This is a genomic window from Leisingera sp. M523 (assembly GCF_025141335.1).
Taxonomy (GTDB): Bacteria; Pseudomonadota; Alphaproteobacteria; order Rhodobacterales; family Rhodobacteraceae; genus Leisingera.
This window is the reverse complement of the sequence record NZ_CP081036.1, coordinates 1,161,911-1,187,331: the sequence shown is the minus strand read 5'-3', so window position 1 is coordinate 1,187,331 and position 25,421 is coordinate 1,161,911. Positions and strand designations below refer to the sequence as shown.

Genomic DNA, 25,421 nt, shown 5'->3' with positions numbered 1-25,421 from the left:
TGACTATGCTGCCAGTGCCGGAATTCTATAGGTTTCGTTTTTGGTTGTTAGGGCCCAAACGATCCGGGCCAATAAATTGGCCAGAGCTGTAGCCGCCAGCATGCGTAGTTTTCGGGCGAGCATTCTGGCCAGCCACGATCCAACGGGCAGGCCTTTCCGGATGGCCCGCTGACCTGTTTTCGAGCTTCGCCCAAGGATTTACCGGCCGCCGGCCGGTTTTTGTCGTGACACCAGCCCGCACCAAGCAGCAAATTCCCCGCCGTTTGCAAACTCTTCCATCGCAGGCGCAAAGGCCTGAATGGTTGGCGCACACATGGGGCATCTTTGGACATGAAGCTGCTTCAGCAATTGCTTCCGCATCATTTGCGTCGTTCTTTTACCGCGTCACAAACGGTTTGACGCAGATCGGAGGAATGAGCCGCACCTCATGGCCCAGCCGGCCAATCCCGCGGCCCCAATGATGCGGAGTTGCGCAGGCTTCCATCGCAACGATACACCCAGACTGTCCAGCCAGAAATGCTAGGCGCTATGGACGTGAAAGCTTCGTGCGGAGAATCACAGTGCCGTCATGTGCAGCTCCGTGAAGCTGGTAGCTTCGTTTCCCCAAATCAATTCCGATTATGCTAACATTCTCCACGGGTGCTCTCCCCTTGTTTGACAGTTCAAACCTCAGTCATTCTGGCACATCGCGATGCCGCCGGGTGGGGCATCCACTCCATCATTGATAGTTCGGCGCGTCTGCCATGAAGTTCCGGTCCGGCAGGTTGGGCGCGATGTTAAACTTGTAGTCGCTGACCGTCGTGACCTTGTGCTTGCCGCCTTTGCACCACGGATATGCCGTTGTGGCGCATCCATTGCCCGGCAGGTGATCTGACAAAGCCCAATCTGCCGAGAGGCGGCTACCCACACGGCGGTGGCCGGCATCCAAACCGGTCTCCTTCAGCTCTTCAACCATTCTTGGCCTGCCATAGCTGCCCAGGCCGAGACGCGGCTGTTCTTCCCCTCACGTGCATTTTCAATGTACTGCCAGGCAGCGGATGGGCGCCGGCGTCACCATTTCAACCCGCGGCCTGCGGCTGGCCGGGCGGTTGCGAAAGGCCCGCAATCCGCGCGTGCTGAAACCAGCAACATGGCACAAGCGTTTGGCCGGTTGTCCCGGTGGATGTGATGCCAACCATCCAAGGCGCAGTGGCCCGTCAGGATTTGACCGGCCGCCGGCAGACACAAAGCCACCGGGAAAGCCGGGACGTATCCCCCTGCCCTTCCTGGCAGGCTTGGATCCGGCTGCGGCAGCCCGTGGCTGCCCCACGGGGAACCAGCCCCTTCAGCAGGTTCAACCTTACACCGCGACGTCGGCCTTGATGTGAGGATGAGGGTCGTAACCTTCGACTTCAAAGTCCTCAATCCGGTAGTCGTCGATACTCTCAGCACGTTTCGTCAGCGAAATTTTCGGCAAAGGACGGGGCTCACGTGCCAGCTGCTCGCGCGCTTGATCGAAATGATTGCGATAAAGGTGCACATCCCCGCCGACCCAAACCAATTCACCGGGGCGAAGCCCCGCTTGCTGCGCCAGCATCAGCTGCAGCGCGGAAGCCCCCACATAGTTGAAGGCCGCCCCCAGCAGCAAATCGACCGATCTCTGGAACAGAAGGCAATTCAGGCGCCCGTCAGAGGTCACGTGATACTGATAGACCATATGGCAGGGCGGCAGCGCCATCTCTCCCAGTTCTGCAACGTTCCAGCCGTGGAACAGCAGACGCCGGCTCGCAGGGGTTTCGCGCAGCGAGCGGATCAGCGTCCCGATCTGGTCATGTTCACGGCCATCAGATCCCATCCAGCGCCGCCACTGTTTCCCGTATACAGGACCAAGCTCACCCCATCGGGCGGCAAAGCCGTCGTCCTCGGTAATCCTGCGCTCAAAGTCCTGTTGCGTGATGTCTTCGCCTGTTTCGCGCCGATAGGCCGCCAGCGGCCAGTCTGTCCAGATCCGGACATTTTCTCGCAGCAGCGGCTGAATATTGGTGCCCCCGGTCAGAAACCAAAGCATTTCCTTGATTGCGGTTTTCCAATAGACACGCTTGGTCGTCAGAATAGGCGCAGTGCCATCCGACAGATCAAAGCGGACCATGGCGCCGAACAGCGAGCGGGTGCCGACCCCTGTTCTGTCAACCCGCTCGTCCCCGTATTCAAGGACTCGTTCGATCAGGTCCAGGTACTGGTATTCCGGGTGCCGCATGCCTCTGTCTCCACATTTTTTGCCATCAACAGAAACCTGCGTGGCAGCCCTTTTCAATCATAATGAATAACACGTGCCAGGCGATAGCTCATTCTTCTGTCCCAAGAACGTTCCACAACGCTTTGTGAAACAGAAAGCCGCGGCGCCGGCCCAGATACAGATGCATGGCTGCTTTCCTCGAGTTGCACCCGGAATTCACACCCCGGCATATCGGCTGCGCCATCAAGCGCCAAGATCAAAAACACCTCCGCGCCGTTCCTTTCATACAACATATGCGCAGCCTGGCTTGAATTGGAGCTACATGCAGGTAGCGTATCCGCCACGGTTGCGTCCAAATGCCAACGGCTCAATTGACAACAGGCCAGCCTGGACCGAAGGTGGCGCAAAACGATAAAACAAATTGAGGTAGAGACAGATGAGGCGCTATTGGCTAGGGCTCGCGGCAGCGTCCGTGCTGTCCGCATGCGGCGGGGGCAATCCGTTCATCACGACGACGGGTGACCCCACAGATGATCCGGCCACCACCATCCCCGAAGCTCTGGCAAATGACCTCGAGAGCGTCGATTATGATCCAGGCAACCAAACATTGACTGTTACTGGTGTCGGCCTGGATGAAACGCCCTTTACCGCGACTTATGTCCGTAAGCCTGCTTTGGACCGCAATGGCTACGAGGCCTATGCCGTTCAGGACAACGCACTGACTGAGCACTCGACTGCCTATGTGCGTCAAACCGAAGGCGGTTACGCTGCTGTCGTTGTGACAGGCGGGCAGTTCGGCACTTACCAGGGCGGCACGACCTACGGGCGCACCGGCAGCTTTACCGCTCCAGACACGGACACGGGGGCCGGCGGTATCGTCAGCTATGCCGGCACCTACGTGGGCCTGTTGAACATCGACGGCGACGGCGGCGACTTGCTCACCCCGGCTCCCGGCACCGACCCTTCAATTCTCCCCGGCCAATCCGCAGAAGTTACCGGTGATGTCTTCATCAATGCCGACTTCACACAAGACAGTGAAGTCAAAGGCCGGATCTACAACCGTCGGATCACTGACCTGCCTGCAACAGCCGTCGAGGATCTGACCCTCATGAACACGGCGATAACGTCAGACGGCTCGTTTACAGGCGCTGTCAATGCTGGAGGCACAAGTGTGGGCGAATACGGCGGCGTCTTTTCGGGTGCGGATGCCGCAGCGGTGGCAGGCTCGGTCCACGCGACAAGCCATATTGAAGCCTTTTCGGGGAATACTCCCCCAATCGAGGAGTACGGGGTCTTTGTACTCGGCTCTTGCGATGGTGCCAGTCCCGACCCGGTCTGCAACCAGCCTGACCCTTAAACCATGCGCAAGGCCACCGCGGCTCTCTTTGGGCTGGCCCTGGCAACGGCCCAGCCCCATGCGCAAGAAGCACCAGCGCCGCAGATGCATCTGTCGGTCCAGCAAGGGCACGCGTTAGGTGCGCATGCGCTGAACTCCGGCAACCCCCGGCTGGCCTTGCGGATCGCCAGCGCCCTGCTGCAGGCCGACCGCAAAAACCATGCCGCCTGGCACCTGCAGGCAGCAGCCCATGCCAAAAACGGCCAACCCGGCGAAGGCCGGAAGTCCGCCGCACGCGCCTTCCGCTTTGCACCGGACGGCGCTGCAAAGTACCAGATGGCGCAGCTTGCTTCCCGCCTGGCTTTTCAGAGCGGCAGCCCGACTCTGTCGCAATACTGGCTGCGCCGCACTGCCGTGTACGCCCCCGATGACAAGGCCGAGACCCTGATCGCCACGGATTACAAGACCCTCCGGCGCATAAATCCGTGGTCCTTCCGGCTAAGCGGCGGGGTAAAGCCATCAAATAATGTCAACGGCGGTTCGGATGCAGCCACGCAGGAGATTGACGGGCTCTCCTCCCATCTCAACAGGCTTGGGCCAAGAGCCGTTGCGTTATCAGGTGTTACCGGCACGCTGGACGCAGGCATCAGCCGCCGCTTGAGGCAAAACGAAACAAGCCTGACGTCCTTAAGCGGCCGTCTTTATATTCAGCGTGTGGCTCTGTCGTCCAATGCCAAGGCAAAGGCCGCTGAATTGGCCGGGCAAACTGGTACAACGGTGCCGCGAAACTCCGAATTCGGCTCCACTTATGGCGAAATCACCTTAAGCCATGCTTTTGCCGCTGGCCCCAAGAATAAGGGAGGCAGCGCCCGGATTTCCGTGACCAGTGCAACTTCCTGGTATGGCGGGGAACGGAACTATGATCTGGCAAAGGTGACCGCTGCACGCAGTTGGGCGCTATCACCTCAGATGCGTTTCACTCTTGATGGAAGCGCCGAACACCGCCTGAATCCTCGGTATGCTTCTTTGGACGCCGATGTGTTTGGCTTAGGCGCCTCGCTCTCCCGGAAACTGGCCAATGGTGATAACCTGAACGTCACACTTGGCCTGCGCGACACCCAAGCGGAAAGCGACAGCTCCACCACGAAATCCGCAACACTCAGGGTCGGCTATACCTTTGGTCAAAAAGTAGGACCGGTCAAGGTCAGCACCGGGCTGATCCTAGGGGCCGCCGACTACCCCATCTACATCTTCAACAATGGAACAGACTGGGTTCCTATTCCTGGCGGACGGCAGGACCATTCCGCTTACGCCGATTTGAACCTATTCTTTGAAGACTATGACTATGCCGGTTTTGCGCCGATGCTGCGATTGCGTGCCGGAAAGAAATTCTCAAACCATAGCCGCTTTGAAAGCTCGGAATTCTCTGTCTCCCTGGGCATTGAAACAAAATTCTGAGAGCGCCTTGGCGCTTTCGCTGGCCTTTGTGCACCGCCCCGGTAAAATCCCTTCAAACATAGACAGGAAAATCCGCCATGCCCCTTACATATCTGCACACCATGGTCCGGGTGAAGGATCTGGAAAAATCGATGGCCTTTTACACGCTTCTGGGTCTGCGCGAAACGCGCCGCTGGGAGAATGAGCAGGGCAGGTTCACCCTGGTCTTCATGGCCCCGCCGGGCCAGGAAGAGACACCGCTGGAACTGACCTGGAACTGGGACGGCGATGATGCGCTGCCTGATGACAGCCGCCATTTCGGCCATCTCGCCTATGGTGTCGATGATATCTATGCGGCCTGCCAGCATCTGATGGACAATGGCGTCACCATCAACCGCCCGCCCCGCGACGGGCATATGGCCTTTGTCCGCTCCCCCGACAATGTGTCAATCGAACTTCTGCAAAACGGTGAGCCGCTGGCACCAGCAGAACCCTGGGCCGACATGGAAAACACCGGCAAGTGGTAGGGTAACACCCCGTTCCGCAACGCAGAAAACCCGGCGCAGCACCGGTTTGGTGCTGCCCGTTCCATGCGGCCTCTGCAGCCGCTTATTGATTTCCTGCAACCCTCAAACCCGGTAACAAGGGCGGCCGCTTCTGCAGCCATCTGCCATGGACCTTCATGCGGATCCTGGCGCTTTGCCCCTCTATACGTCCAGAGCACGGTTTCCCCTCATGCCCTGTCTGCGGCCCGCCGGTGTTATCCCGGCTTTTGCGGCCCGTTGCCCGCTGGGATTTCACACCCCAACCGGCGGCTTAGTAAATATAACGGATCTGGTCAGACCAATACCGCTCCATCCGCTTCAGCGCGGTGGAGATATCGTCGATCCCTTGGGAGGAGATCACATCCTTGTTCTCCAGGCCTTCCGCATGGCGCGAGAACAGCGCTGAGACGATATCGCGGATTTCCCGGCCCCGCTGGGTCAGGCGGACGCGCACCGACCGGCGGTCGATCTCGCAGCGCTGATGGTGCATATAGCCCATCTCGACCAGCTTCTTCAGATTATAGCTGACATTGCTGCCCTGATAGTAGCCGCGGGTCTTCAATTCCCCGGCGGTCACTTCATTGTCGCCGATGTTGAACAGCAGCAGCGCCTGCACCGCGTTGATCTCCAGCACGCCGACGCGTTCGAACTCATCTTTGATGACGTCCAGCAGCAGACGATGAAGGCGCTCAAGCAGACCCAGCGCCTCCAGGTAGCCAGTCATGAACCCTTTGCGGTCCGTCTGGCCGATTGGCATTTCCATACTCATTCGCATCTCCGACTCGAATTTGCTCTTGAGACAAGATGCCAACAATTCCCCAAAAATCAGTTAAGCCGGTATTTTATTATTTTTGGTACGTTTGCGATATATCGGCAACCAGGGCGCGGAACCGCTCTTGCGGTGCCGCCTGACCGGTGACCCATTGATACAGATCCTGATCATTCTCAAGCAGCAGCTGATCATAAAGATCCAGCTGCGCCTCGTCCATCTGCTCAAGATTCGCGGCTGCAAAGGCCGACAGCAGGATATCCATTTCCTTGATACCCCGGCGCATCGAACGCATCTGCAGCCGCTTCAGACGGGTGGCACGGTCTTCCTGCATCCCGATCTCAGGCAGCTTCAGTTGCCTGGCTGTCATTGACTTGCAGCAGGGTCCGCAGTTTTTTCTCCAAACGCGCCGCACGATCTGCATTCTGGCGCATCTCGCTGCGCAGATCGCGCAATTCGCTCAGAACACTTGCGAAGTCACCAGCGTCCAGCTCCAGCGGCGCCGGTTCCGACATGCCTTCGCCTTCGCCGGTCAGCAGCCACGACATGGAGACGTTCAACACACCCGCCAGCATGGTCAGCTTGTTGGCACGCGGTTCTGCCAGATCCCGCTCCCAAGCGCTGAGAGTGGATTTCTTGATGCCAAGCCGGCGCGCCAGCTGGCCCTGGGTCATCCCGGCAGCTTCCCGTGCGGCCGCCACGCGGTCGCCGAAAGTTGCTGCATCCGGACCGTACCAGTCTGTGTTCTGCTCCGTCATTGCCAGTTCTCCTAAATCCAGTTTCGACGCGGCTTGATCGCCATCTAGCCGCACCCTATGACAGTTATGCGAAACATACAAACCAAGGCCATAGCCCATGTCTTTCCTGTCCGAGACCTTATCCCGCGTCAAACCGTCACCGACCATCGCGATGACCGCAAAAGCCGCCGAGCTGCGGACCGCGGGACGCGACGTCATCGGCCTCAGCGCCGGCGAGCCGGACTTTGACACGCCGCAGAATATCAAGGACGCAGCGGTCGCCGCCATTGCCGCGGGCAAGACCAAGTACACCGCCCCCGACGGTATCCCCGAGCTGAAGCAGGCGGTCTGCGCCAAGATGAAGCGCGACCACGGGCTGGACTACACGCCCGCGCAAGTGTCGGTCGGAACGGGGGGCAAACAGACGCTGTACAATGCGCTGATGGCGACCCTGAATGCGGGCGACGAGGTGGTGATCCCTGCCCCCTATTGGGTCAGCTACCCGGACATGGTGCTGCTGGCCGGCGGCACGCCGGTGATTGCCGAAACTTCGATCCAGACCAATTTCAAGCTGACCGCCGATCAGCTGGAGGTTGCGATCACCCCGAAAACCAAGTGGTTCATCTTCAATTCGCCGTCGAACCCCACCGGTGCGGGCTACAGCCGGGACGAGTTGAAGGCGCTGACAGATGTGCTGCTGCGCCACCCGCATGTCTGGGTAATGACCGACGACATGTATGAGCACCTGGCCTATGACGGGTTCGAATTCTGCACGCCCGCACAGGTCGAACCCGCGCTGTACGGCCGCACCCTCACCTGCAACGGCGTCTCCAAGGCCTATGCGATGACCGGCTGGCGCATCGGCTATGCGGCCGGTCCAGAGCAACTGATCGCCGCCATGCGCAAGGTGCAATCGCAATCCACCTCCAACCCCTGCTCGGTCAGCCAATGGGCCGCGGTGGAGGCACTCAATGGCACACAGGACTTCCTCGCGCCCAACAACGCGACTTTCATCCGGCGCCGCAACCTGGTGGTCCGCATGCTGAACGAAATCGACGGCATCTCCTGCCCGGTGCCCGAAGGCGCCTTTTACGTCTATCCCTCCATCGCCGGGCTGATGGGCAAGACCACGCCCGCAGGCAAGGTGATCGAAACAGACGAGGATTTCGCCATCGCGCTGCTGGAGGAGGCCGATGTTGCCGTGGTGTTCGGTGCCGCCTTCGGGCTGTCGCCGAATTTCCGCGTCAGCTACGCTACATCCGACGCAGCGCTGGAGACGGCCTGCAGCCGCATCCAGGCGTTCTGCGCCGCGCTGACGTAACGGGAGAACAAGACATGAGCGCCGATCTGCCGGACTATTACTTCCGCGTCCGCGAAAACGGCGCTTTTGTCTTTCGCGTGGATACCGAGAACCGCCAGCGGCGGATCGAAATGGATCAGATCGCCGTTGTGAATATCCGCAACGGCGAGATCAAACCGCACGGCCAGCGCGCATTGTCCGAACAGGACATCGCCGAGATCAAATCCTGGATGGAAAGCCGCGCCGCCACCATCGCCGCCCGCGACACCGACGATATCCACCGCGCCATCGATCACCTGAACCTTACCGCCCATTGGGCCAACAGCCGGGCCACGGATGCGCAGCTGGAGGACGTCACCGACGCTTTGCTGCTGGCCATGCACGACCTGCGCGGCGTGCTGGTGCGCAAAAAGGCCGACCGGCTGATGAAGGACCGAAGCGGGGACTGACCTCCCTCCCGCCGGATGCTTCAGCCGCAGAACAGCGACCGCACCGAAAAAGACCGGAACCGGGTCTCCGCCCGCCCGGGGGCCGGGTCTTGCAGGCCTGCCTGGCGCCTGGGCAACAGAGGGCTGCCCAGCACAAACCTTCTGCGCTGCCACAACTGTTCTGCCGTTCCGGCCTCAGGCGCGCGCAACCCCAGCCGCCACTGCAGATGCAGACTCCATCTTTCATGGCGGTCACCACCCAGGCGGAACAGGTGCCGGCTGTCCTGCAGCGGGCGGGGCACCGGCGTCGGCCCGTCCAGACTGGCAACCTGGCAGATATACTGCTCCTTGACCGCGGCCTCCAAATAGGCGCCGCTCCGCGTCAGGGTTATCTTGTGCCCGCCCTTGATCCCTGCGCCGCGGATGGCAAATTCCAGCACCTCCGGCAGCTTGAAGACCCGCGTTTCGGGGCCGAAAAGCCGCCCCTCGCCCTGCCAGCCTGATCCGCTGGCAAAATGCAGTGCATAGCGGCCCGGCGGCACCAGCACCTTGAAGAACGCACCGCCTTTGAAATAGGCCGCCAGCGCTTCCTCGCCGCTGTCTTCGCTGCTTAGCACCAGATAATAATCCGCCCCCGGCGGGCTTTTTACCTGCAGCGGAAACACAGCCGGCAGTCCGGTTTTGTTCCACATCAGCCCGCTCCGGGGCCGCTCAGTCTCTGCCGCGCCGCCCGCAGCCAGGGCGATCAATACCAGGCAGGCCAACAAAGCGCCCCCAAAAGACGTCGGAGAAACAGGACAGGTAACGGAGCTTGCCATAACAGGGGCCTCCTTGCCGTCGGTGGCAGTGTTCCCGCCCAGCATACCACACTGCCCAAGCGGATACAGGGGCGGGTAGCGCAACTATCGGCTGATTAATTTTCCATTAACACAATCCAGATATCACGTCTGGACTGCTGCCGCCTGAGCAGCCCCGCACCCGCAGAACCCGCGGTGCACCGGTACGTCCCGCTTTTGTTCTCAGCTACAACAGGAATCCCTATGCAAAAACCCATTCTGTCTCTGGCCGCTGCCACTGTTTCCACCCTGCTTGCCGGGACCGCAGCTTATGCTGTCGGCGCAGGCGCTGTTGCGGACAGTGTGATTGCCGAACAGCGCGCAGCTCTTGCGGCCAAGACCAAGGGCGCCGGTTTCGGCCCCCAGGCGCCGCGCGACATAGACGCCGCTGCCGGCAGCAACACGCGCAGTTTCCAGGCGGCGCCGGACTATGCGGAGATGAACCTGTGCAACATCCACTTTCACGAGAACGCCGAACACCGCGGCGGTGACTTCACGACTTTCGCCGGCAATGGCGACGGCCACGGCTATGGCACCGGCTACAAATACGACGGCACGCTGACCGCCGCAGAACTGGCACCGCTCGACCATCCCATCGGCGCAACCGAACACGGCGATCTGCAGCCCGGCGACACCATCGAGGTGCATTACGTCCACTCCACCGCCCAGGTGCAGCCCGGCCCGACCCTTGGGTCCTGTCTCAGCGACGCGATCAAGAACCCGCAGCTGCGGGTCGAAGCACAGGTTTTTGTGCTGGTGAACGACGAAAATGCGCTCGACTTCAACGCGCTGGCCTGGGTTGGCAAGGCAAACGGGCTGCATCAGGCCAGCAATATTCCCAGCGATACCGGCACCCCGGTGCAATATGCCGGCTCCACCACCGGCCCCGGCTATAACGAGGACGGCTCCCCCTTCCAGGTCTCCTGGAGCGTGCGCCCCAAGGTCGCCAAGGTGAACATTCATTCCGTCGGCAAATGGCTCGAAGACAATGTCTTTATGGAGGATCACGCCCACGGTGTTCGCAATCTGGTGATGAACCCGGATTTGCTGTCGGACATCAGCCACTAGAAACGGTCGCGCTAAGGCGCTGATTGCTTGTCCGCCGAATCCCCCCACGCAGGACAAGCCAAGGGCTTCGCGCTGCCCGTGCGAAGCCCTTTTTTTCTTTCAGACCGGCAAACTGCCCTCTGCAGCTCAGGACGCCGTGGCGGCGGCGGCGTCTTTCATTGCATCGACGCCTTTCTTCCACAAGTTGCCCTGCCATAGCTCTTCAAGACCCGTTTCACCGCAGGCGCCCTTGGTGGTCAGATAGTCATAATAAGAGGTCGGCTTGTGCCCGGTGATGTTATAGAAATCCGGGCTGCAGCGGGTGTAGAAACCGTTGGTCAGATACTCAAAGAACTCGGCGCGGGTGCTGCCGAAATCGGCCTCGAACTGCTCCATCGACTGGGCGCGGTACGCGATTTCCTTGCCCATCGCGCGGCCCAGATCAGCGGCGATTTCCGCCATCGACTGCGGCGCCGGGCCGGTGATGTCATAGAATTTGTTGCCATGCCGCGCTGGGCCTTCCGCCAGCACCACCGCCGCTACCTCGGCGATGTCGCGGGTGGCGACAAAGGAATTGCGCATATCCCCCAGCGGGTTGGAGAACCAGCCCTCGGCGCCGATGGTGTCGCAATCGGTCTTCAGCAGGTGGTTCATGAAAAAGTTGTTGCGCAGCGCGGTCACGTTCAGACCGGCATCAATCAGCGCTTTTTCGCCCCACCAGTAATGCTGCAGCATCAGCGGAATACCGGCCCCTGCGCGCGAGGCATGGGTATCCGCGTCATAATCGGCGGTGTTGGTATCGGCGCCCATGCAGCTGACCCGCACCACGTGTTTGATCTGATCCTTGCGGCCGCCCAGCGCCTTAGCAAAGTTCAGATGCCCCTCCAGCATCGGGTCCAGCGAGGCGGAATAGACCGCCGAAACACCATCCAGCGCGGCGTCCCAGGTGGCCGGTTCCGACAGGTCGAACTTCACAACCTCATCAGCGCCCAGCGCGGTCAACTGCTCGGCCTTGGCCTCGCTGAAATAGCAGGCACGCACGGTGAAACCGCCTGCGGAGGCAAGACGCGCCACCAGCTCGCGGCCAATGCGGCCGGTGGCCGAGGTGATCAGAACAACGGGTTTGGACATGGGGGATCCTCCTGGTGCCGCGCACCGTCCAAACGGCGCGCGCAAATATTGCAAATCTGCGCAGACCCTACCGCAACAGCCTGGCGCCAAGCCTCCGAAACCCGACGCAAAATGCCATGGTTTCGCCAGACCTCAGGCCGCTGTCACTCGGCGATGTCTTCCGCCCACAGCTCCGGCCTTTCCCGGATGAACCGCTCCATCAGCGCGATGCAGTCCGGGTCCTCGGCAATCACCACCTCCACACCGCGCGAGCGCAAGAACTCCTCGTTGCCGCCAAAATTCTGCGCATCACCGATCACCACCCGCGGGACGCCGAACTGGACAATGGTACCGCTGCACATCATGCAGGGCGACAAAGAGGTATAAAGCACCGTATCGCGATAGGATCTTTGCCGCCCCGCCTTGCGCAGCGCGTCCATCTCGCCGTGGGCAATCGGATCGCCCTTCTGCACCCGCTGATTGCGCCCCTGCGCCACCACCTGACCGCCACGCGCCAGTACCGAACCAATCGGGCAGCCGCCCTCGTCAAATCCCGCCTTGGCTTCCTCAAAGGCAATGCGCAGCAGGCGTGTGTCGTCGTCGGTCATCATCAGGAACGGCCTCTTTCTGAATGGATCCAAAGCTGTTCCCGAAGCCTGCCCAGATGCCCGCAAAGGGTCAACCCCGCGCCGCTCAGACGGCCGCAGCGCCCACCAGCTTGATCGACTGCCGCCAGAACCGGGCCATCAGGAAGACGCCGGCGGCTGTAAGCCCTGCAATCAGCCCCACCCAGACACCAACGCCGCCCCATTCCAGCATAAAACCAAAGACATAAGACGCAGGAATCCCGACGGCCCAATAGCTGAGCACCGCAATCACCATCGGCACACCGGTGTCCTGCACTCCGCGCAGCAGCCCCAGCGCAATGGCCTGCATCCCATCCATAAGCTGAAACAGTGCCGCCGCCGCCAAAAGCCCGGCACCGATCAGCAGGATCTCCGTCTTCTGCGGATCCGCCGGATCAAGAAACAGCGACATCAGCGGATCCGGAAGGGTCAGAAACAGAGTGATCCCAATCACGGACACCACCAGCGACATCACTGTCACAACCTTGCCGCCGCGCGCCATGTGGTCCCGGTCACCCCGGCCAAAGGCATTGCCAGCGCGGATCGTGGCCGCATTGGACAATCCCAGATGCACCATGAACGTCAGCCCCGCCAGCGAGATCGCAATCCCGTGCGCAGCCAGCGGCACCGTGCCCAGCCACCCCATCATCATGGCTGAGGCCGCAAACAGGCTGGTTTCGGCCAGGGTGGTCAGCCCGATCGGCGTTCCCATCCGCAACACCTGCCCCAGCATCTCCCAGTCGGGGCGCTGGAAATTCTTCAGCAGCTCATGCTCCGGCAGCACCTTCAGCGCATAGGCCAGCACCAGCACAAAAGACACCCCGTTGGTCACCAGCGACGCAATCGCCGCCCCGGTGATGCCCAGCTCCGGCGCGCCCCAGTTGCCAAAGATCAGCGCATAGTTCACCAGCGCGTTCAGCACCGCCCCGAACACCGACAGCCACAGCACGATCTGGGTCCGCTCCAGCGCCGCCAGATACGACTTGGCCACCATGTACAAAAGCGCCGGAAAGATCGCCCAGCCTGCAATCCGCAGGTATTCAGCCGCCGCATGGGCAATATCCGCCTTCTGCCCCAGCATCAGCAGTATAGGCTCCGACCACCACAGCAAGGGCATCGCCAGCGCACCATAGAGCAGCGACAGCCACAGCCCCATCCGGGTGCTGCGCCGGATCTGCCGCTCTTCCCCGGCACCGGCCGCGGCGGCCACCATCGGCATCACCGCAAAGGCAAAACCGGACCCCAAAAGGAAGATGGAGAAGAAATAGGTCGCCCCAAGCGTCACCGCCGCCAGCGCCTCTACCCCGTACCAGCCCAGCATCACGGTATCGGTCAGGCCGATTGCAAACTGCGCCACATGGCCGCCGATCAGCGGCAACCCCAGGATGGCTATCGCCCTGGTATGGCCGCGCAGGGACATCTCGGTGTGTTTGGGTGCGAATGTGCTCATACAGCCAGCCTTAGGCGGGACGGTCATTCCCGGCAAGAGCGGAGTTTCCTTGCCCCTGCACAGGCCTATGGTGATATCCTGCACAGAAGGATTTCCCGCCTGCCGCTCAGGAGCCATTCCCGATGACCAACGCCTTTACCCAGCTGATCCCCGATGCCCGCGCCTTTCTGGCAGCGCTTGCGCAGAACAACAGCCGGGACTGGTTCACCGCGCATAAGGATAGGTATGAAGCCCAACTGAAGTCCCCTGCGCTGCGGCTGCTGGACGAAGTTTCCCAAGCCATCACCCGGCGCAGCGGCGACGAAGTCACGGGCAAGTTATTCCGCCCGCAGCGCGACGCGCGGTTTTCCAAGGACAAGACGCCCTATAGCACCCATCTGCACCTGATGTGGACGCTGAACAGCAGCGGCTGTGCGCTGTTTTTCGGGCTGGCCCCGGATTATTGCACCGCAGGCGGCGGCATCATGGGTTTCGGCAAGCCGCAGCTGCCGCGCTGGCGGGCGGCCATCGACGGCGCCTATGGCGACGAGATCGCAGCGCTGACGGACATCCTGGCGCTCAAGGGCTTCGCCGTCAAAGACCCGGAACTGAAACGCGTGCCCGCGCCCTATGGCAAAGCCCACCCGCACGGGCACCTGCTGCAGCGCAAATCCCTGACCTTCTGGCACGGGATGACTGCGCAGGAACAAGCCGCCCCGATGCAGGCGCTGATGTCAGCTTATCTCACCCAGGAGCCGATGTTTGCCCTGCTAGACAGCGCCCTGACCGCGTGATCCTTTACAATGCACGCAGCATGATCTGGACCGCCAGCACCGCCACCACTGCGCCTGCGGCGATTTCCAGCACTGCCGCTGCCCGCAGCGCGCCCGTCCCTTGCAGCTGCGCCAGCGCGCCCTTGCGCAGGGTGACCGCCGCCGCCGCCACCGCCACAGTCACTGTTGCAGTGCCAAGCCCCAAGGCAAAGGCCCCGGCAATCCCGGCCCACAGCACCCCCATGCGCCAGGTCAGAAGCAGCAAGAACACTGCCCCCGTGCAGGGCCGCAGCGCCACCGCGCCGATGATTGCCAACGCGTCGCGCAGCGAGGCGACACCGGCCGCCTCCTCCGCCGTGGGCCCGTGCCGGTGCCCGCAGGCGGCACAAGCGTCTCCCTGTTCATGATGGTGGTGATGCGGGTGATGCCCTTCCGGCCCGCCACCCCGGCTGGCCAACAGCCGCCGCGCCCCGCGCAGCAGCAGCCACAGCCCCACCAGCGCAATCAGCCCGTAAGACAGCGGCGCCAGCACATCCTCGGCCGCAAGGGTCAGCTGCTCCCGCCCCCAGTCCAGCAGCAGCAGCCCGCCCGCCACCAGCAGCACCGCAGTGGCCGCCTGCGCCAGCGAAGACGCCACCGCCAGCCCGGCCAGCCGCGCCAGCGGCACCGGCTTGCCCATGCCATAGCCGCCGATCACCAACTTGCCATGCCCCGGCCCGGCGGCATGAAAGAACCCGTAGGCAAAACACAAACCAAGCAACGCCGTCAGCGCTCCGGGTTCACCGGCCCGCAAGGCCCGCAGCCCCCGCGCCATCGCATTCTGCGCCTCGCGCTGGCCTTCGCCCGCCCAGGCGGCAACAACGCCTGCACCGCCGAAGCCCCACAGCCAGGCGGCGGAAACCGCAACAGCCAGCACTGAAACTGCCAGAAAAGCCCGCACCTTACGCCCCGCAGCTCAACTGCACGGTATCGGCAAAAGCTGCCCCTACCTTAGGATACGCCGCCTCTGCCTGATCCGCGGGCATCGCATAGAGCAGCTCTTCAACTTTGGTATAGGCCGCGTCCAGATCCGGCGGGGTGACATGACCTTGGCAGCCCCCCGAAACCTCCAGCCCGCCGGTCAGGGTATAGGCCGTGTAATAAGTTGGATCATAGGCCTTGATCATCACCCCGTCCGCGGCCTGCGGCTGCGCCAGAACGCGCCGGTGGCGGGTGCTGATGCGCCCCCCGGCGACCTCGGTGGACAGATGCTCCGGCGCTCCGAGCGCCAGCGCAGCCCCATCCCGGGTCAAATAGGTGTCGCCCTGAAACCCCTCGGTCCACGCCAAGTCGAACCCCTGCAGCCCGGCCAGTTCCGCGGCTGTCAGCGCACCGTCATAATCGCCGTCCAGCCCCCGGTCCTCAAAAATAAGCAGTGAATAGAACTCGTCATAGGCCCAGGTGATCTCCACTGCCTGCAACTGCCCGGTATCCGAAACAATCACCTTCAGCGCGGTATCGACAAAAATATGCGGATGCGATCCGGCGCCCTGCGGCACCAGCAGCGCAAACGAAAGCAAAGGAACAAAACGTTTCATGGCCACAGCTTTACGCCCCAATCCGCCCCCCCGCAACAGCCGCGCACCTCACCAGCAGGCTTCTGCCCGCCCGCTTCTTTCTGGCCGGAAATGTCTACCGTGGACCTTTGGTCAACATCCTGGCGCAACGATGGCAAGGGCATTGAGCGTGGAGACACCAAATATCGGAACGCTCAATGCCCTTGCGGATTCAGCAAAGCAGCTGTTGAGTAAAACACGGTGAAAGCTGGCTGAGAGCCCCAACTGTACATTAGATTTTTTCGCTGCGCGCGCTCGCAGCAGCAAAATCGCTGCGGCTGCATCATTTTCGGCTCCGCTGCGCGCCGTGAAAACCAGCCGTTCAGGCATGCTGCAGCAATATCTGTCACACGAATTCACAGGTTGCCGGGCTCTACCGCCGTTGCCCCTGTCCATGTTTCTGGACGGGCTGATGGCGCTGCACGGTGCCGGGCACTTGAGACTCTTCGGAGATCTTGTGGGATTGGCAGACGCACCCGCCTTCGCTGAATGGTCGGCCCCGCTGCGCAAGATCGACTGGGTTGTTTATGGCAAACCGCCCTTCGGTGGGGGTAATGCATGTCGAAGGCGGGTCATCCGGGCCATCATTACCGGGCGGCGCGCCCGCCGCCTTCGGCTGGAAACTCTTCATCGACGCCTAGGCCTTTATGAGCGTGCCATCGACCGAGAAGTGGTCGCCCGACAGGAGTGGCGCGACCTCGTGATGAGCCAGGATCGCCGCCATCACCTTGCGCGACATATCGGCTGTCAGCAGCCGGTCACGGTTTTTGGTAAACACCGTGGGAACCCAAACAGGGTCATCGATCCCGAGGCCGCCAAACCAGCGGAACAGCAGATTATACTGTATCTGTTCCATCAGTTGCCGCTCGGAGCGGACCGAAAACAGGATTTGCAGCAGGCTGGCCCGCCTCTCGGGACATTGCTACGCAATGCCCTGACGGTGACAGATCAGCCGTTCCGGTGGGATCGAGGGGCGGCCGAAACCAGTGTAAAGCGCCTCGAATTCGGCATCCAGGCTGGCCAGCGCGTCACTCACGACCTGCCTGATCTTGCGGAGCGGGTGCCGCGCGGGGATGTGCTCTTCCAGATCGACATGACTGAAAAGCGATCCGCTCGCTTCATCCGTCCCGCGCATCATCACCCCCGCCAAGTTGTGCTGAGGGTGAAACATGTTCCTCAGGCCGCGTCGAGCCCCGACTTCTTCAGCAGCCTGTTCTCATGATCGTTGTCAACCCCTTGTTTCATAGCAGCTTCTTCCGGCGGGGCCGGTCAGAGCGTGATGTGGATGCGCAGGGTAGGAGACGGAACTGAGACGACGGTTGAGTAAGCTCTCATGCGCGGGTTGGTTACCGCATGACCGTGGTTTCGTCCTGGGGCTGCCTTGCTCTAAGGATCGGGCATCTACAGTGTCGGCCCATAACAGGGCACAAGGGTTCCCCACCGCGTTCCGTCCCCAACCCTGCGCACCGGAAAGGGTCGAGGCGTTGTTGCTCGTGGTCTCCTCAGGCTTTGGCGGGTGAGACGGTGCGGGCGATCGCCCAGATGAAGCCGACCATCTCGCGCGCGATCGCCGTGATGACCACCACTTTGGCTTTTCCGGCCGCAATCAGATGCCGATAGCGCTGGCACATCCTGAGGGCGTTGTTGCAGAGCTCTGAGTTCTAAGGATTCACATCACGAATCCATGCGGTTAGACGGGGCAGATGAGCAAGCCCGCACCTGCCCGCTACCGTACGACGAATTGGTCCAGCTACAACGATGCGCTCAGAAAGCACGGGTCGCTTCTGATCTGGTTGGACGAAGAGATGACCTGGCTCGCGCCGCATGATGGCAGCCCCGGTCGCCCTGCGGTTTTCTCGGATGCGGCAATCCAGTTCTGCCTGTCGATCAAGGTTCTGTTCAAGCTGCCTCTCCGGCAGACCGTCGGGATGGTCACCAGCCTTTTGCACCTGGCGGGTCTGGACTGGCCCGTTCCGGATTTCTCTACGCTGTGCCGCCGACAGAGTGAGATGGGACCGTGGCCCCAGTGGGGCCGCGTAAGCCCATAGAACGCTGGCCGTCCAGATCCCATATCGCCGCGCCGATGGGCCGCTGAACCTGCTTGTGGACAGCACCGGGATCAAGTTCCTTGGCGATGGTGAGTGGCAGGCCCGCAAGCACGGCGTTCAGGGGCGGCGCCAATGGCTGCCCGGCAGTTGATTGCAGAGCAATCAATGAGAGGGGCGCAAGGTTCCTCTTGCGATGGACGCTGCCACGTCTGACATCCGTGCCGTCGAATTCACCCCCAGCCGCGACGGCCCCTCTCGTGGTTATGCTGCGCAAACCACTGCCGGGCAGTGGACAGCCCGGTCTTACCGGACTTGTTGGGTCAGTTCCCCGAGGACGAAGACATCGGCACCGTGATCGCCGATGGTGCCTATGACACGCGACGCTGCCATGCCGCGATCCTCGAACGCGACGCGGCCCCGATCATCCCGATCCGCAAGAATGGCCGGTTGTGGAAAGAAGATTGTCCGGCTGCGCAGGTCAGAGACGAAACTCTGCGAGCCACCCGACACTACGGTCGAGCCTTCTGGAAGCGCTGGACAGGATACCACGTCCGAAGCCGGATCGAGGCAAAGATGCGCTGCTTAAAGGCATTCGGCGAGCGCATTGCCGCAAGAGACCCCGACCGCCAAACCGCCGAGATCCATATCCGCATCGCACTCATCAACCGCTTCAACGCACTCGGCACCGCTGAGATTATCCGCGTCGCCTAAGTTCGGAGGGGAAAGGGGGAGCCAGGCCTCAAGAGCGAGTTCTGCAACAATGCCGCGTGGATCTGACTTCGTGCCTGCCCCCGGAAATGCGGCGGTGGCCTTTCAACGTCCCTGAATCTTGGGCGTGCGGCGCAAGTCCAACGATGGCGGCTGCTTTACCCTTGGTCAGTGAGCCAAGCTCAGGCACATATGCTAAGCACGCCGCAGCCGTTTTGGGGCCAACACCGACCACGGATTTCAGCAAGTCCGACTTGCTCCGAAACCCGGGTGTCGATGATATCAGCTTGCCGGTTTGTTCATCCAGCTCGTTCATATCTTTGGTCAGGGCGCGGATATGGCGTTTCAAGGAGCGCTCAACGGCCCTGATTAGCCGGTTCTGTTCCTTGCGGATCATCTGGGCAAGGCCATCGCGACGCCGCCGTAGCCCACGTAGCTCGGCTGTTTCCGTGCCAGGCGGCTGCCAAAGGCGCAGATCCTCTGATTTTGCGGCAAAGAGTGCGAGCATTCTTGCGTCCACCTGGTCTGTCTTGGCTGACAATCCGGGATACTTCGCAAAGTTCCGTGTCCGTGTGCCATGTGCGCGATGGACAGGCAGCTCCAGATCGACACAGGACTGAAGAACGTGCCGTTCATAGCCTCCAGATGCCTCGCAAACGACAAATGGGATGCCGCCTTTCCTCTTTGTCTTGAGAAACCGTTTGATGGCCGTGACGCTGTTGGGACTTGTCACCTGCCGATCATCGGGCAACCTATGCACCGTCAGACTGGCCTTCGAGACTTCGAATGCAATGATGTTGGTGCGGTCTGCCTTGCTGAAGTTACTGCTGATGTCGTTATCCTTGATTAGGCTCGGCCGCGAAGGCCCTTCTGCCGTTCGGATGGCCGGACAGATGTGACGGGCGGCAAGGTTCTTTGCGACCGTTGAGCAGGTCTTCCTCGGGTTGGCCTGCCCGCCACCAGCTTCCCGAATTGCCATCCGGGAAACCGACCGGCTTCATCTTTTCAGAAGAGAAAATAGAGGCAATGTCTTACGCATAACCCTGGGGTGAGGCCGGAAGGCCAAGAGGGCAGCGCCCCTTCTTGCAACCCAAAACCGCAAGAGCCCGCCGATAGCCCCCCCCGATCCGCCGAGTTAACCGGCAGCCTCCCGCGCCACTGCCGCGATTGCCGCCCGCACATCCGCCTCGCGGCTGCGGTGGTTGGTGATTGCCGCGCGCAGCATCACCCGGCCTTGCGAACGGGTGGTGGAAAACACCGCCTCGCCGCTTTCCTGCAGGGTCTGGGCAACCCGCGCGTTGACCTCGGATTGCGCCTCAGGTTCCAGATCGCTGCGCGCGGTGAACACGCAGACATTCGACACCACCGGCGCCCCCAGTGCCATATCGGGTTGCGCCTCAATTTGCGCCGCCATATGTGCCGCCAGCTCGCAGTTCCCTGTAATGGCTTCCGAAAACGCCGCCTCGCCATAGGTCTCCAACGCGGTCCAGACCTTTAACGCCCTATTGCCGCGGCTCAGATCAATGCCGTAGTCGCAGAACCACGGCTCACCGCCCGCCAGCCCGCGCTCGGCCCCCTCCAGATAGGATGGCCGCGCCGAAAACGCCGCCCGGTGCTCATCTTCGTTGCGCAGCAGCGCCATGCCGCAATCATAACCCACATACATCCACTTATGGAAATCCAGCGCAATGCTGTCGGCCCGTCCGATCCCGTCGGACAACGACCGCCAAGGCGCGTGCGCAATCCGCGTCCAGGCGCCGAAAGCCCCGTCCACATGCAGCCACAGCCCCAGATCCGCCGCCGCATCGGCCAGCGCATTCAGATCATCATACAGCCCCAGATCCACCGATCCGGCCGTGCCCACCACCAGGAACGGCACCGCCCCGGCAGCCTTGTCTTGCGCCACCATCGCCGCCAATGCCGCGCAGTCGATCTGTCCACCAGCCAAGGGCACTTTGCGCAGATTGTCCGAGCCGATGCCCAAAAGCTCCACCGCCTTCAGCGTCGCATTATGAACACCCTCGCCCGCATAGGCCGTCAACCGCGCCTCACCCTGGCCGGATTTGCGCAAATCCTTCAGTACCCGCAGCCGGGCCGCCTGAAAGGCAATCACCGTCGCCTGCGAGGTGCCGGTCACCAGCAGCCCGCTGGCGCTGTCCGGCATCCCCATCTTCTGGCGGGTCCAGTCCACCACGGCGCGCTCCATATAGTTCGCACCGTGATCGCGCCCGCCCATATTGGCATTGACCGCCGCCGCCGCCATTGAGCTGATCAGATCCGTTGCCAGTCCTGATCCCTGCACCCATCCCCAGAACCGCGGATGGGTATTGCCGCCATGATAGGGCAACACGTCGCGGATGATCCGGTCCACCGCCTCCTGCGGCCCCCGCGCCTGTGCCGTCACCGCATAGCGCGCATCAATATCCTCGGGCACCGGTTGCCAAGGGCGCTCCGCAGCCTCTTCCATCTGGTCCAGCGCCGCCTCCAGCATCCGCTGCGCCTCCGCCCGGAACGCCGCCCAGTCCTGCGTCTTGATCCCCTTGTCAGCCACTTGGCGGCCCTCCTCATGCCATTCGTTGGCCAAGGTTTAACTCGCAGGCTGTTTCCCTGCACGGGAAATATCGACGCAAGCGGATAACCGGAACTTACCTTCGGCGCAGTGAAAACAACCGCTCTCCGCCCGCCCCGGCCGCCTTATCCACAGCCCCATGCGCCCCTCTTCCACCCGGCCCCGACACCTGCCATAATGCCTCCCAATCAACACCAAGGAAGAGCAGTTTCCGCACATGGCCGACGACCTCCTCAGCACGCCTGCAGCCGACACCTATGACGCCTCCTCAATCGAGGTGCTGGAAGGCCTCGAACCGGTCCGCCAGCGCCCCGGCATGTATATCGGCGGCACCGATGAGCGCGCGCTGCACCACATGGTGGCCGAGATCCTCGACAACTCGATGGACGAGGCCGTCGCGGGCCATGCCAACCGCATCGAAGTCACCCTGAACGCGGATTATTCCGTCACCATCACCGACAACGGCCGCGGCATTCCGACCGACCCGCACCCCAAGTTCCCGGATAAATCCGCGCTTGAGGTGATCCTCTGCACCCTGCACGCAGGCGGCAAATTCTCCGGCAAGGCCTATCAGACCTCCGGCGGCCTGCACGGCGTCGGCTCCTCGGTGGTGAACGCGCTGTCGGATTCGCTGGTGGTCCAGGTGGCCAAGAACAAGGAACTGTTTGAGCAGCGCTTCTCCCGCGGTCTGCCGCTGGGTCCGGTGGAAAAAATCGGCGCCGCCCCCAACAAGCGCGGCACTTTCGTGACCTTCCACGCGGATGAGCAGATCTTTGGCTCTCACCGGTTCAAGCCCAAGCGCCTGATGACCCTGGTGCGTTCCAAGGCTTATCTGTTCTCCGGCGTCGAAATCCGCTGGAAAACCCATATCGACGACGGTGAAACCCCGGCCGAGGCCACCTTCCACTTCCCCGGCGGGTTGCGCGACTACCTGAGCGAAGTCCTGGGCAAATCCTCGGTCTATGCAGACGCGCCCTTTGCCGGCAAGGTCGAGTTCCGCGAGAAATTCAACGCGCCGGGCTATGTCGAATGGGCGATCAACTGGACGCCGTCCCGCGACGGTTTCACCCAGTCCTACTGTAACACCGTCCCCACGCCCGAAGGCGGCACGCATGTGGCGGGCTTCTGGGCTGCGATCCTCAAAGGCATCAAGGCCTACGGCGAGCTGGTTGGCAACAAGAAGGCGGGCAACATCACCCGCGACGACCTGATGGCCGGCGGCTGCGCGCTGATCTCCTGTTTCATCGCCGACCCGGCTTTCGTGGGCCAGACCAAGGACCGGCTGTCGACCGAGTCCGCCTCGAAAATGGTGGAAAACTCGGTCCGCGACCATTTCGACAACTGGCTCGCCGCCGACACCAAATCGGCCGGCGCCATTCTCGATTTCCTGGTGCTGCGCGCCGAGGAACGCCTGCGCCGCAAGCAGGAGAAAGAGACCCAGCGCAAATCGGCCACCAAGAAACTGCGCCTGCCCGGCAAGCTGACTGACTGCACCTCGAAAGACCGCGCCGGCACCGAATTGTTCATCGTCGAGGGCGACTCGGCCGGCGGCTCCGGCAAGGGTGCCCGCAACCGGGTCAATCAGGCGCTGCTGCCGCTCAAGGGTAAGATCCTGAACGTGCTGGGGGCGGCCTCCAACAAGATCGGCACCAACGCCGAAATCCGCGACCTCTGCGAGGCGTTGGGTGTCGGCACCGGCACCAAATTCAACCTCGACGATCTGCGCTATGACAAGATCATCATCATGACCGATGCGGACGTCGACGGCGCCCATATCGCATCGCTGCTGATGACCTTCTTCTTCACCCAGATGCGGCCCCTGATTGACGGCGGTCACCTGTATCTCGCCTGCCCGCCGCTGTTCCGCCTGACCCAGGGTGCGCGCCGCGTCTACTGCCTCGACGAGGCCGAGCGCGACAAATGGCTGGAAAAGGGCCTCGGCGGCAAAGGCAAGATCGACGTCTCCCGCTTCAAGGGTCTTGGCGAAATGGACGCCAAAGATCTGAAAGAAACCACCATGGACCCCACGACCCGCAAGCTGATCCGCGTCACCATCGACGAGGACGAACCCGGCGAGACCGGCGAGCTGGTCGAACAGCTGATGGGCAAGAAACCCGAGCTGCGCTACCAGTATATTCAGGAGAACGCGAAGTTCGTGGAGGAGCTGGATGTTTGAGTAGATTTAATGACTTAAAAAGATCCGAAAAGAGGACTGTTGACAAGGCATTGGACATGGAAGGCGGCTATGTCCTGGATTTCAGCAACAGAACGATTGAGGAACACTTTGAGGATGAATTCGGTATCGAATTCTACTCGTATCAATATGCAGCCAATGGCAATAGCAAGGCAAACAGATTGCGTACGATCCTTGCAACGCTCGAGGGGCCAAAAGCGGCTTTAGTTCTCAAGAACCTGTGGGACGTGCGAAACACTCTTCCCTTGTACGGCAATGCAGCCGAGCCAAGTCAAGAAGACAAGCTGCGCAAAGCTTATTTTAGCATTGTAGGTCAACTGGAGGGCGCCAACCCCGCTATCGACTTGAAGGCGTTCGAGAATTTTGACGACTCAGACACTCTTCATGCCCTACTTCAATCTATTGAAAGGGACATACGTGACGACGCACCAGAGGCAGCAATCGACCGCCTACATCTCTTCTGTGTGAAGAGATTTCGACATCTACTCGAAGTGCGTCAAATAGCTTCTGAAAAAGATGAGCCACTCAATAGTCTTGTTGGAAAATACAAGAAAGCGCTGGAGGCAGAGGGTGTCATTTCTCCAATGTCACTAGTCTTCATCCGTTATTCAATAGCGGTTTTTGAGAAGTTCAACGCGATCCGGAATGACCGCTCACTCGCTCACGACAACACGTTACTAGATCCGAGAGAAGCTCGTTTCATTTTTGACGCTGTCGGTGCAGTACTCAGATTTATTAAGGGCATCGACGATGATTTCGGGGGATAAACTATAGTCCCACAACACAAGGCCCGCGCCTGACCTTGGGAGGGCGCGAATGCGCCTTCGTCATGCTGAAAGCACGCCTCCGGCTTGATGGGAAGGTCAGGCGCGGGCCGTGCGGCTGACGCCTCACGTCCCAAGAGCAATCCTGCCAGCGCCGTACTTTGATTTACACTGTTGGGTGCGAAGGGCTCCGCCCGTCCGAACCTCAAACGCTCCCCCGGAGCGTTTGCCGCTGCGCGGACCGGCTCGAACTCCCGGATGTAAAGTCGGACACGGGCCGTACGGCTGACGCCCCACATGCAAAGGGGCACACCGCCCCACCATTCACCTTTGTGCAAATTCTCCCGCCCCCTGCCCGGCAGCCGGCTTTGCCGCCGAGAGGGGAGGCATCCAGCAATAGGTCTGCGCCTGCCGGGAGGCAGGCAGGCGCAGACCGGGCCGCAAGCGCCCCGGTCTTCAGGGCTCCGCCCGTTCGCAAGCGAAACCATCCCCCGGATGGTTTCCGGGCGCTTGCTCACTGTTGCGCCAAACCCCAAACCACCGCACGCCCCGCTTGCGCGCCCTTAACCCCGATCTGCCATACTCCAATGCGTCGCGACACCGGTGCGGACTGACACCCCGCACCAACAGGAGATACGGGCCCCCCCAGGACCACCCCCTCATCGGGTGCAGGGGTTTTCCGCAAACAGGAAGCTTTCAAGCGGACATGGGGTCTTGCGATCCCCATCCGGCCCTTCGCCACTGGCCCATCCGGGCTGTGGCGGCGCCGCCACTTTTTCCCGGCCAGACCATCCCGGCCTTAAGCGCATAGCGGCCAAACGGCCCCCGGAACAGCAATTCACCCGGACCGGGATCCCCTCCCGCCCGGCCACAGTCATGCGCGCCGCCCGCCGCATGACGCTTACGTGATGCCTGTTGCCTGAAACCCCTTTCTCTTCTTATGGTTAGGCAAGCC

Annotated in this window: 22 protein-coding genes and 5 pseudogenes; 10 read left to right on the top strand and 17 right to left on the bottom strand. The window is 61.5% G+C overall.

Annotated elements, in window-relative coordinates:
* Positions 1 to 3 precede the first annotated feature (3 nt).
* The 3 genes and pseudogenes from K3557_RS05800 to K3557_RS05790 form a co-directional block, all read right to left on the bottom strand.
* Positions 4 to 637 (bottom strand): annotated as a pseudogene (locus K3557_RS05800) (transposase).
* 90 nt (positions 638 to 727) lie between these two features.
* A pseudogene (locus K3557_RS05795) lies at positions 728 to 1,141 on the bottom strand (hypothetical protein); the annotation flags it as partial.
* 198 nt (positions 1,142 to 1,339) lie between these two features.
* The gene (locus K3557_RS05790; RefSeq protein WP_259991383.1) at positions 1,340 to 2,236 is read right to left on the bottom strand and encodes a thymidylate synthase; all 897 of its coding nucleotides are present in this window, start codon (positions 2,234 to 2,236) and stop codon (positions 1,340 to 1,342) included.
* Between the two features lie 415 nt (positions 2,237 to 2,651).
* Between K3557_RS05790 and K3557_RS05785 the strand changes: the two genes are divergently transcribed.
* From K3557_RS05785 to K3557_RS05775, 3 genes are all read left to right on the top strand, one after another.
* Positions 2,652 to 3,572 (top strand): thymidylate synthase, encoded by a 921-nt coding sequence (locus K3557_RS05785; protein WP_259998305.1) that lies wholly within the window; start codon positions 2,652 to 2,654, stop codon positions 3,570 to 3,572.
* Positions 3,573 to 3,887: 315 nt separating this feature from the next.
* Positions 3,888 to 5,009: a surface lipoprotein assembly modifier gene (locus tag K3557_RS05780; protein WP_259998304.1), complete on the top strand. Its 1,122-nt coding sequence runs from the start codon at positions 3,888 to 3,890 to the stop codon at positions 5,007 to 5,009.
* Between the two features lie 77 nt (positions 5,010 to 5,086).
* Positions 5,087 to 5,515 (top strand): VOC family protein, encoded by a 429-nt coding sequence (locus K3557_RS05775; RefSeq protein ID WP_259998303.1) that lies wholly within the window; start codon positions 5,087 to 5,089, stop codon positions 5,513 to 5,515.
* A 289-nt stretch (positions 5,516 to 5,804) separates the two neighbouring features.
* Here K3557_RS05775 and K3557_RS05770 read toward each other — a convergent pair whose 3' ends face one another.
* From K3557_RS05770 to K3557_RS05760, 3 genes are all read right to left on the bottom strand, one after another.
* Entirely contained in the window at positions 5,805 to 6,302 is a 498-nt protein-coding gene (locus tag K3557_RS05770; RefSeq protein WP_259991375.1) for a MarR family winged helix-turn-helix transcriptional regulator, read from the bottom strand.
* Positions 6,303 to 6,378: 76 nt separating this feature from the next.
* Positions 6,379 to 6,636, bottom strand: coding sequence for a succinate dehydrogenase assembly factor 2 (locus tag K3557_RS05765; RefSeq protein ID WP_259992587.1), 258 nt, complete (start codon positions 6,634 to 6,636; stop codon positions 6,379 to 6,381).
* 7 nt (positions 6,637 to 6,643) lie between these two features.
* Positions 6,644 to 7,060 (bottom strand): helix-turn-helix domain-containing protein, encoded by a 417-nt coding sequence (locus K3557_RS05760; RefSeq protein ID WP_259991374.1) that lies wholly within the window; start codon positions 7,058 to 7,060, stop codon positions 6,644 to 6,646.
* Positions 7,061 to 7,157: 97 nt separating this feature from the next.
* Here K3557_RS05760 and K3557_RS05755 point away from each other — a divergent pair, with 97 nt between their 5' ends.
* Complete coding sequence (locus K3557_RS05755; RefSeq protein ID WP_259998302.1) at positions 7,158 to 8,360, top strand: pyridoxal phosphate-dependent aminotransferase; 1,203 nt, start codon at positions 7,158 to 7,160, stop codon at positions 8,358 to 8,360.
* Positions 8,361 to 8,374: 14 nt separating this feature from the next.
* A complete protein-coding gene (locus K3557_RS05750; protein WP_259991369.1) occupies positions 8,375 to 8,788 on the top strand; it encodes a hypothetical protein in 414 nt (137 codons plus the stop codon).
* A gap of 20 nt (positions 8,789 to 8,808) precedes the next feature.
* Here the strand turns inward: K3557_RS05750 and K3557_RS05745 are convergent, their stop codons facing one another.
* The gene (locus tag K3557_RS05745; RefSeq protein ID WP_259998301.1) at positions 8,809 to 9,459 is read right to left on the bottom strand and encodes a hypothetical protein; all 651 of its coding nucleotides are present in this window, start codon (positions 9,457 to 9,459) and stop codon (positions 8,809 to 8,811) included.
* A 348-nt stretch (positions 9,460 to 9,807) separates the two neighbouring features.
* Here K3557_RS05745 and K3557_RS05740 point away from each other — a divergent pair, with 348 nt between their 5' ends.
* Positions 9,808 to 10,671, top strand: coding sequence for a delta-class carbonic anhydrase (locus tag K3557_RS05740; protein ID WP_259998300.1), 864 nt, complete (start codon positions 9,808 to 9,810; stop codon positions 10,669 to 10,671).
* 126 nt (positions 10,672 to 10,797) lie between these two features.
* Here K3557_RS05740 and K3557_RS05735 read toward each other — a convergent pair whose 3' ends face one another.
* The 3 genes from K3557_RS05735 to K3557_RS05725 form a co-directional block, all read right to left on the bottom strand.
* Positions 10,798 to 11,781: an NAD(P)H-binding protein gene (locus tag K3557_RS05735; protein WP_259998299.1), complete on the bottom strand. Its 984-nt coding sequence runs from the start codon at positions 11,779 to 11,781 to the stop codon at positions 10,798 to 10,800.
* Positions 11,782 to 11,924: 143 nt separating this feature from the next.
* Positions 11,925 to 12,371 (bottom strand): nucleoside deaminase, encoded by a 447-nt coding sequence (locus tag K3557_RS05730; RefSeq protein ID WP_259998298.1) that lies wholly within the window; start codon positions 12,369 to 12,371, stop codon positions 11,925 to 11,927.
* Positions 12,372 to 12,453: 82 nt separating this feature from the next.
* Positions 12,454 to 13,836: an MATE family efflux transporter gene (locus K3557_RS05725; protein ID WP_259991359.1), complete on the bottom strand. Its 1,383-nt coding sequence runs from the start codon at positions 13,834 to 13,836 to the stop codon at positions 12,454 to 12,456.
* A gap of 122 nt (positions 13,837 to 13,958) precedes the next feature.
* On the opposite strand from K3557_RS05725, the gene K3557_RS05720 reads away from it, so the two are divergent.
* The gene (locus K3557_RS05720) at positions 13,959 to 14,609 is read left to right on the top strand and encodes a TIGR02453 family protein (RefSeq protein WP_259998297.1); all 651 of its coding nucleotides are present in this window, start codon (positions 13,959 to 13,961) and stop codon (positions 14,607 to 14,609) included.
* A gap of 4 nt (positions 14,610 to 14,613) precedes the next feature.
* Here the strand turns inward: K3557_RS05720 and K3557_RS05715 are convergent, their stop codons facing one another.
* From K3557_RS05715 to K3557_RS05690, 5 genes and pseudogenes are all read right to left on the bottom strand, one after another.
* Positions 14,614 to 15,528 (bottom strand): nickel/cobalt transporter, encoded by a 915-nt coding sequence (locus K3557_RS05715; protein WP_259998296.1) that lies wholly within the window; start codon positions 15,526 to 15,528, stop codon positions 14,614 to 14,616.
* Between the two features lies 1 nt (position 15,529).
* Positions 15,530 to 16,165 carry a DUF1007 family protein gene (locus tag K3557_RS05710; RefSeq protein WP_259998295.1) on the bottom strand — a complete coding sequence of 212 codons (636 nt, stop codon included), beginning with the start codon at positions 16,163 to 16,165 and terminating at the stop codon, positions 15,530 to 15,532.
* A 111-nt stretch (positions 16,166 to 16,276) separates the two neighbouring features.
* On the bottom strand, positions 16,277 to 16,513 hold the full coding sequence (locus K3557_RS05705; protein ID WP_259998294.1) for a hypothetical protein: 237 nt from the start codon (positions 16,511 to 16,513) through the stop codon (positions 16,277 to 16,279).
* 232 nt (positions 16,514 to 16,745) lie between these two features.
* Positions 16,746 to 17,318 (bottom strand): annotated as a pseudogene (locus K3557_RS05695) (transposase); the annotation flags it as partial.
* A 367-nt stretch (positions 17,319 to 17,685) separates the two neighbouring features.
* Positions 17,686 to 17,817 (bottom strand): annotated as a pseudogene (locus tag K3557_RS05690) (IS110 family transposase); the annotation flags it as partial.
* Between the two features lie 69 nt (positions 17,818 to 17,886).
* Between K3557_RS05690 and K3557_RS05685 the strand changes: the two are divergent.
* Positions 17,887 to 18,942: pseudogene (locus tag K3557_RS05685) on the top strand (IS5 family transposase).
* 28 nt (positions 18,943 to 18,970) lie between these two features.
* Here the strand turns inward: K3557_RS05685 and K3557_RS05680 are convergent.
* Entirely contained in the window at positions 18,971 to 19,918 is a 948-nt protein-coding gene (locus K3557_RS05680) for a transposase (RefSeq protein ID WP_259998293.1), read from the bottom strand.
* Between the two features lie 156 nt (positions 19,919 to 20,074).
* The gene (locus K3557_RS05675; protein WP_259998292.1) at positions 20,075 to 21,490 is read right to left on the bottom strand and encodes a pyridoxal-dependent decarboxylase; all 1,416 of its coding nucleotides are present in this window, start codon (positions 21,488 to 21,490) and stop codon (positions 20,075 to 20,077) included.
* A gap of 235 nt (positions 21,491 to 21,725) precedes the next feature.
* On the opposite strand from K3557_RS05675, the gene parE reads away from it, so the two are divergent.
* Both parE and K3557_RS05665 read left to right on the top strand, forming a co-directional pair.
* Entirely contained in the window at positions 21,726 to 23,684 is a 1,959-nt protein-coding gene (parE, locus tag K3557_RS05670) for a DNA topoisomerase IV subunit B (RefSeq protein ID WP_259998291.1), read from the top strand.
* Positions 23,685 to 23,740: 56 nt separating this feature from the next.
* On the top strand, positions 23,741 to 24,469 hold the full coding sequence (locus K3557_RS05665) for an abortive infection family protein (protein WP_259998290.1): 729 nt from the start codon (positions 23,741 to 23,743) through the stop codon (positions 24,467 to 24,469).
* The last annotated feature ends 952 nt before the right edge of the window (positions 24,470 to 25,421 follow it).

What these genes read in the sequence shown, in the direction of transcription:
- K3557_RS05735 (WP_259998299.1), bottom strand. Translation starts at nt 11,781, where the DNA reads ATGTCCAAACCCGTTGTTCTGATCACCTCGGCCACCGGCCGCATTGGC.
- K3557_RS05775 (WP_259998303.1), top strand. Translation starts at nt 5,087, where the DNA reads ATGCCCCTTACATATCTGCACACCATGGTCCGGGTGAAGGATCTGGAA.
- K3557_RS05760 (WP_259991374.1), bottom strand. Translation starts at nt 7,060, where the DNA reads ATGACGGAGCAGAACACAGACTGGTACGGTCCGGATGCAGCAACTTTC.
- parE (WP_259998291.1), top strand. Translation starts at nt 21,726, where the DNA reads ATGGCCGACGACCTCCTCAGCACGCCTGCAGCCGACACCTATGACGCC.
- K3557_RS05740 (WP_259998300.1), top strand. Translation starts at nt 9,808, where the DNA reads ATGCAAAAACCCATTCTGTCTCTGGCCGCTGCCACTGTTTCCACCCTG.
- K3557_RS05725 (WP_259991359.1), bottom strand. Translation starts at nt 13,836, where the DNA reads ATGAGCACATTCGCACCCAAACACACCGAGATGTCCCTGCGCGGCCAT.
- K3557_RS05720 (WP_259998297.1), top strand. Translation starts at nt 13,959, where the DNA reads ATGACCAACGCCTTTACCCAGCTGATCCCCGATGCCCGCGCCTTTCTG.
- K3557_RS05745 (WP_259998301.1), bottom strand. Translation starts at nt 9,459, where the DNA reads ATGTGGAACAAAACCGGACTGCCGGCTGTGTTTCCGCTGCAGGTAAAA.
- K3557_RS05770 (WP_259991375.1), bottom strand. Translation starts at nt 6,302, where the DNA reads ATGAGTATGGAAATGCCAATCGGCCAGACGGACCGCAAAGGGTTCATG.
- K3557_RS05780 (WP_259998304.1), top strand. Translation starts at nt 3,888, where the DNA reads ATGGCGCAGCTTGCTTCCCGCCTGGCTTTTCAGAGCGGCAGCCCGACT.
- K3557_RS05785 (WP_259998305.1), top strand. Translation starts at nt 2,652, where the DNA reads ATGAGGCGCTATTGGCTAGGGCTCGCGGCAGCGTCCGTGCTGTCCGCA.
- K3557_RS05750 (WP_259991369.1), top strand. Translation starts at nt 8,375, where the DNA reads ATGAGCGCCGATCTGCCGGACTATTACTTCCGCGTCCGCGAAAACGGC.
- K3557_RS05705 (WP_259998294.1), bottom strand. Translation starts at nt 16,513, where the DNA reads ATGCCTGAACGGCTGGTTTTCACGGCGCGCAGCGGAGCCGAAAATGAT.
- K3557_RS05665 (WP_259998290.1), top strand. Translation starts at nt 23,741, where the DNA reads ATGGAAGGCGGCTATGTCCTGGATTTCAGCAACAGAACGATTGAGGAA.
- K3557_RS05710 (WP_259998295.1), bottom strand. Translation starts at nt 16,165, where the DNA reads ATGAAACGTTTTGTTCCTTTGCTTTCGTTTGCGCTGCTGGTGCCGCAG.
- K3557_RS05730 (WP_259998298.1), bottom strand. Translation starts at nt 12,371, where the DNA reads ATGATGACCGACGACGACACACGCCTGCTGCGCATTGCCTTTGAGGAA.
- K3557_RS05680 (WP_259998293.1), bottom strand. Translation starts at nt 19,918, where the DNA reads ATGGCAATTCGGGAAGCTGGTGGCGGGCAGGCCAACCCGAGGAAGACC.
- K3557_RS05765 (WP_259992587.1), bottom strand. Translation starts at nt 6,636, where the DNA reads ATGCAGGAAGACCGTGCCACCCGTCTGAAGCGGCTGCAGATGCGTTCG.
- K3557_RS05755 (WP_259998302.1), top strand. Translation starts at nt 7,158, where the DNA reads ATGTCTTTCCTGTCCGAGACCTTATCCCGCGTCAAACCGTCACCGACC.
- K3557_RS05790 (WP_259991383.1), bottom strand. Translation starts at nt 2,236, where the DNA reads ATGCGGCACCCGGAATACCAGTACCTGGACCTGATCGAACGAGTCCTT.